4 protein-coding genes and 1 pseudogene (1 of these 5 only partly in view) are annotated in these 6,000 nt (G+C 39.8%); 3 read left to right on the top strand and 2 right to left on the bottom strand.

The annotated features are described in order from the left end of the window. A protein-coding gene (locus tag LEP1GSC062_RS01960) for an MlaD family protein (RefSeq protein ID WP_010577125.1) crosses the window boundary here: on the top strand, positions 1 to 284 show its end. Its footprint begins 517 nt before the window's first position; only the last 284 of its 801 coding nucleotides appear in the window; its start codon lies off the left edge, out of view; it ends in the stop codon at positions 282 to 284. 724 nt (positions 285 to 1,008) lie between these two features. On the opposite strand, the pseudogene LEP1GSC062_RS01955 reads toward LEP1GSC062_RS01960, so the two are convergent. Together LEP1GSC062_RS01955 and LEP1GSC062_RS01950 are read right to left on the bottom strand one after the other, a co-directional pair. Continuing rightward, positions 1,009 to 1,901, bottom strand: a pseudogene (locus LEP1GSC062_RS01955) (DMT family transporter). Then, the gene (locus LEP1GSC062_RS01950) at positions 1,901 to 3,427 is read right to left on the bottom strand and encodes a M14 family zinc carboxypeptidase (RefSeq protein ID WP_010577127.1); all 1,527 of its coding nucleotides are present in this window, start codon (positions 3,425 to 3,427) and stop codon (positions 1,901 to 1,903) included. The pseudogene LEP1GSC062_RS01955 and the gene LEP1GSC062_RS01950 overlap by 1 nt, the downstream one beginning before the upstream one ends. A gap of 149 nt (positions 3,428 to 3,576) precedes the next feature. Between LEP1GSC062_RS01950 and LEP1GSC062_RS01945 the strand changes: the two genes are divergently transcribed. Together LEP1GSC062_RS01945 and LEP1GSC062_RS01940 are read left to right on the top strand one after the other, a co-directional pair. Then, complete coding sequence (locus tag LEP1GSC062_RS01945) at positions 3,577 to 4,458, top strand: formylglycine-generating enzyme family protein (protein ID WP_010577128.1); 882 nt, start codon at positions 3,577 to 3,579, stop codon at positions 4,456 to 4,458. 1 nt (position 4,459) lies between these two features. Further along, a complete protein-coding gene (locus tag LEP1GSC062_RS01940) occupies positions 4,460 to 5,563 on the top strand; it encodes an LIC_10091 family lipoprotein (protein ID WP_020983226.1) in 1,104 nt (367 codons plus the stop codon). Positions 5,564 to 6,000 lie beyond the last annotated feature (437 nt).

The following is a 6,000-nucleotide window of genomic DNA, read 5'->3' as shown; positions in this document are numbered from 1 at the left end:
ACCGGGAAGACATCCGTGTATCTTTTAATAATTTTTATGAAATTTCGGAAAAACTAAAATCGAACCGTGGAACGATTCCTCGAATTATCAACTCTCCGGAAACATACGACAATGTGATAGAACTTCTCTCCGATGCGAGAATTTTCGGCAACGATATGCGTCGCTACACAGAAGGATATCGCAAGTTGGAACGTTCGGCTCCGACCCCATTTACAATCAATTTATACCGCAGAACCACATTAATCGGAAACGTAGGTAATAATTATTATTTTCGTAAATTATAATATATTAATTTAATTTTAAATAAAATCATCCTATTTTTTGTATTGTTTTTAATTAGAAGCTATCTCAAAAATATCCAAGAATGATCGATATCGACGTTTTAAATAAAGATAAGTTATTTTTGAGATAAATCTCTGTTTTAAAGTCAGAATTCTGGGCACTATATTATATAGCACTATGATGTGAGAACTCTCATAAGAATTTAACAAAGAAAAGTCTGTTCGAAAATCTTCAATTCTACCCAAGGGGATGTAATCTGTGGGAACTACTATGCTTTATTACGAACTTGCGAAATGTAGAAACTGATTTATTTTAAGGTTTTGGGACAGATTCTAAAATCGTAAATTCTTCAAAACGCCGAACTTTTTACGATTGTTCCGAAAACCCTGTCTAAAACATTCATAGAGTATTTTAACACTGGAACCTACTTATAAAATAATCTATAATATCGCACTTTAGGATAAAGTAACGAATTTTTGAAATAGGTTCTGACTTCGATAGTTTCTCTGATTTTATCCCATATTAAGAATTTCTAAACTCCAAACAGATTACCCTTAGAATTGAATAGAGTTATTGAAAAATTAATCCTCTGTCCGTTTCTGCCCTATTGAAATGAGTATTTGAAGCGGTTTTGTTAAACTGAATCATGGAATTTTTCAACAACTCTAATGATATTTTCACACAAAGAACGCTCCTCATAGAAAAGCCAAAGTGATAGTGATGAAATCAGAAATCGGCTTCTCGATCCTTTCCGATCAATTCTGCAAGAATCAATCCCGCAAAGACGATCGTACAACCCGCAATCCGAATGGGACCCGAAGTTTCACCTAATAATAAAAAGGCGATAATGGAAGAAAAAACAGGTTCCAAAGAAAAGATGATTCCCACACGAGTTGGTGACACATAACGTTGAAATTTTGTTTGTAAAAATGTGGTCAACACCGAAGCTAAAAGCGCATTGTACAAAACCCCCGGAATCAATCTCATACTCGGATTAATCCTCGCTTCCTCAATTCCGGTAAAATGGAGACCGATCACCGACACCAAAGCGAGAAAACCAGCCACAAAGGACTGATAAAAAATGGAAACTCGAATCGGAATTTCAGCGCTCACACGATCCATTTGGATGATGTACAAAGAGAAAAAAAACGCGCCGCCAAGAGTAATCCAATCCCCGCTTGTGATCATCAAAGAACCTTCCATCCCGATTTCTCCCAAAAGGATCAGACAAATTCCAGTAAAAACTACGGCAACCCCCAAAAGATTTCCCTTTGCGGGCATTTTCCTTTTGAAGACCGCTTCCAAAAATGGCGTAATGACGACTAACGTTCCGATTAAGAAAGAGGATTTGGTCGCCGTCGTAGTTTTGAGTCCTAAGGTTTCACAAGCAAACCCGAGATACAAAAACATTCCGAGCCAAAATGCGCTCGGGTACCAAACTTTACCGTTTCTAAATTCCTTCCAAACGAACGGAAAAAAACGAAGCTTGCAATCCCAAAACGAAGACCCAAAAAGATGGAGGGAGAAGTGTCCCTGAGTCCGAAAATCGTCATGGTGAACGTCCCTCCCCAAATCAGCGTACAAAAGATAAGATATATCTCGTTTCCGATACGAAACATTAAATTCCACTTTTCTTAAGTATGATTTTTAGAGGCTCCCAGCTTCGGTGCGGTCGGGACCAAATTTCCACGGATTCGTAACCTTTTTTGGAAATTTTGATCTTCGTTTCCTTTCGATCGGGAAACAGCTGAAAGAAAAATCCATTGATCGGATTGGAAACCCGAATTTCCTCATGAAAGTATTTTACTCTTTCAATTTCGATTTTCGCTTCGAGAGGTATTCCAAATTCGTCCGTAACTTTCAAGAAAATCTTTCTTCCTTCCAAAACTTCGTTTAACAAAATGTTCCAAGTTTCTCTCAAAGAAACATTCACCTTCTCCACTTCCCCATATGCGGGATTTAGATGCGTGGTTTCCAAAAGATACGCAAGTGTCCCATGAGTGAAATATAAATAATCCTGATCCACTCCATCGATAGGATAAATATTTTTTTTTGCTTCGAATTCTTTTTCGGGATTCAGGCTTGCAACCGAAGCCGCGATCTTCTTCCCTAATTCCCTAGCCATGTCCGGTTCTGGATTGTTCAAGGAATCGATTGAATAAGGAATTAACAGACAATTTGCATATGCGTGATAACTAATGGACGCAACAAATCTTTCCCGATCGGCCAAATCCATCATCGCCTTTGTTTCGGGTTCCGATCCCGCTGAAGGCCCTCTATAAAAATAGTTGGAAGGATTCGAAGAAGAATAACCTCCTCCCGTTTTTCCCCAGAAGAAAGGATAGTTTCGGTTGATATCGACCCCCGGATTTAATTTGTCATTTACCGGACCAATTCCAGGATGACCATTCTTTCTTCCCATCAAATTGGACACATGCCAAAAGTGCCTGGCTCCGTCCGGATTAACAATCGGAACAACCCAGATCTTCATCTTATTTAGAATTTCCTCATATCTTTTAGGCTTGGATAAAACGGAATATATAATATCGTAACAATGTTCGATCGAGATGACTTCATTCGCGTGATGGGCACAATTGAAAAGAACGGAGATTTTTTCCTCATCGGACAGGTTCGTGTTAGTAAGAAGCAACGCCGGAATCTCTCTACCTCTCGCAGTTTTACCGATTACCTCCACACGAGCCCGTTTGGGGTAGCGACTTGCAACCCCAAATAAATAATGAATATTTAATATATTATCTTTATATCCTTTTTTGAGATCGTCAAGACCGGTAAACTGTTCTTTGATGAGATCTTGATAATTTCCGGAATAGTATTTAAACGGAAAGTATTGCTTAACAACCGTAATTCCCGGAGACGGAAATCCAAATTTTTCGACATCTTCCTTACTCATCACGGAATAATAAGAATCGGCCTCTTGATAACTGATGGTATACTTTCCTTCGGTTTTTTCCTTAAATTCTCCTAAATGTCCAGGATCGATCCGAACAAGGAGCATTTTTCTTGGATCATTTAACGGAGAATTTAGGATTTTTTTTCGAAAGAAACCTCCGCAGGAAACGATTACAAACAGACTCATACAAAAAAAGAGTATGGCGCGAAATGGAAAGACGGGATACGGTTTCATTCTCTTTAAAATATTAGAACTAATTTGTTTCGATCGTTTTAAGAATCCAGAGATTTTTTAAAATACTTGATTTGTTCGTTTCCTTTTTCAGTCTATCCTCATTCTAAAAGATTCTTTCTACTGCGGAATCCTTTAGGATAGGAATCTTCATGAAATCGAAAATCCGAAATATTCTTCTACTCGCAACGATTTCGACAGCCTGTTTAGAATGTACGTACAAATTGTTTGCGGACTCCCCTCCCTGCGGTGGAAAAGAAATCGCCGGAATGAAATGTATCGCTGCCGGAGAATTCATCCGAGGAAGCAACACGTACGACGCGGACGAAAGGCCGGAGGAGAAAGTTTATGTGAGCGACTTTTATATGGATATATACGAAGTCACGAACGAAGAATTTGATAAATGCAAAAACGCGGGCAAATGCCAAGAATGCTTAAAGGCAGGTAAATGTAATTACATCGGACCACGTTATGGTAAACCCTACTTAGGTCCCAAACAACCCGCGGTAGGAATCAGTTGGTATACGGCAAAAGAATTTTGCGAATGGGCGGGCAAGAGACTTCCTACTGAAGCGGAATGGGAAAAAGCGGCCAGAGGGCCCGATGGAAATTTATATCCTTGGGGAAACGAACTCGCAACCTGCAAAAAAGCGATTATCGCAGTGGGAGATATCAAAGGATGTGTCGCTAAAAAAACGGAGAAACCCCATCTTATGCCGACAGCCGACGTCGGAACAAAAGCCCCCGGGGTTTACGGTTTGTACGATATGGCCGGAAATTCATGGGAATGGACTGCGGATTGGTATTCCCCTTCTTTTAAAGTCTGCGGGGATGCGTGTAGAGGCAAGGACCCCAAAGGTCCTTGCGGTGGAAAAGAATCCTGCCCGGGTTACTCAAAGAAAGTTTTAAAAAGCGGTTCTTGGTGGTGGCCGGCAAGTTATGCGAGGGGCTCTAAAAGGAGAGCCCACATTCCGGAGAACTTTCCGGAATACCATCATTTTGGCTTTCGTTGCGCAAAGGACGCAGACAATTAATATGATCAATAATTTTAAATTAGGAATTTATTTTATTCTTATATTCTCAGCTTTCTGTTTTTCGTTTTGTTCAGGATCGAAAAAAACCGAAGAGAATCAAAATCGCCATTTAAGCGAACAAGATCTCGTTTCCAAGCTCGAGATTTTTAAGGAAACTCCTCAAGAAACCCTCGTTCCTACAAAATGGGACGTGGGTGATACTACCGTTTCCAATGAAGATCGTTTGGATCTTCTCATTCCTCACGTTCAAAACATAGGAAACGCTTATGTTGGAGTCGGATCGGAACAAAATCTCACGATCGCAGCTTGGGCGAAATCGGATTTTATTTATCTTATGGACTTTACCCAGATAGTCGTTCATGCAAACACGATCACGATTCTTTTCCTTAAAAAGGGAGAAAAGAAAGAAGATTTTATCCGTCTTTGGGGTAAAGAAGGCGAAAAGGAAGCCCTCGAGTTAATCCAGACCTCTTTCTCCGATCCGGAAGTCTACAAGAAAGTTTATAAACAAGCTTCTCCGTTTATTCGTAAACGTCATAGGACCAACTTGATGCTCGCCAAAAAATATAACTACAAGATGTTCCAAACCGACGAAGAACAATACTCTTATATCCGTAAATTGGCGATTGAGGGAAGAATTTTCCCAGTTCGCGGAAATCTTCTCGGAAATATTACGTTAACCGGAATTGGGAACACTTTGAAAAAAGTAGGTCATAAGATCGGAGTTATTTATTTTAGCAACGCAGAAGAATATTTCTCTTATCCTCAAGAGTTTAAGAATTCCATTCTCAATCTTCCGATCGAAGAAAATTCTCTTGTGGTGAGAACGATTTCCGTACGTAAAGATTTGTTCCCTTGGTCTCCCGGTTCCGAAATTTCCACGGACAGGGGATTCCACTACTGCGTTCAAAAAATTTCTAATTTTCAAAAATGGCTAACGAGTGACAAACCTGGACTTCGCTCTTTACAAATTATGGTAGAAGGCGGAACGGTAGACAAGAAAAACGGTATCACAGTCGTGGACAAGGAACCGGTCGTAACTCCTACACCGACTTTAACGACTACCCCACCAAACCAATCAAGAACCAATCAACCTACACAATAAGAATCGAATTCCGAAAGCAGATTGAACAATCCGCTTTCGGAATTGTCTGTATTTTTATGCAAAATCTGTCCTACATACTAGGATTTTGAGACAAAGCCCCCGCTTAGACACAAAATTATAAGCGCCTTATTTATGCCTCAAGACGTAGGAACTCCTATAGAAATTTAACAACGAAAAGGACGTTCGAAAGTTCATAAACTTACTCAAGAGACGTAACCTGTGGGAACCGCTGCGTTTTATTGATCCCTATAAAATAGAATACCGTTAACTTGAGCATAAATCCCGCGTTTAGGCGCAGAATTTTGGATACTCTATTATGTAGGGATGAGTAGTACAAACCCGCTGAACAATCGTAACTGATTTCTTTTCAGGTTTTTAAGACAGGTTTACAGTCGATTTTCAATTCCGATCCGCATTTTTCTTAATCTCACGATACA

The sequence above is a fragment of the Leptospira alexanderi serovar Manhao 3 str. L 60 genome (assembly GCF_000243815.2).
GTDB lineage: Bacteria > Spirochaetota > Leptospiria > Leptospirales > Leptospiraceae > Leptospira > Leptospira alexanderi.
This window is presented reverse-complemented; position numbering and strand designations above follow the sequence as displayed.

What these genes read in the sequence shown, in the direction of transcription:
- LEP1GSC062_RS01950 (WP_010577127.1), bottom strand. Translation starts at nt 3,427, where the DNA reads ATGAAACCGTATCCCGTCTTTCCATTTCGCGCCATACTCTTTTTTTGT.
- LEP1GSC062_RS01945 (WP_010577128.1), top strand. Translation starts at nt 3,577, where the DNA reads ATGAAATCGAAAATCCGAAATATTCTTCTACTCGCAACGATTTCGACA.
- LEP1GSC062_RS01940 (WP_020983226.1), top strand. Translation starts at nt 4,460, where the DNA reads ATGATCAATAATTTTAAATTAGGAATTTATTTTATTCTTATATTCTCA.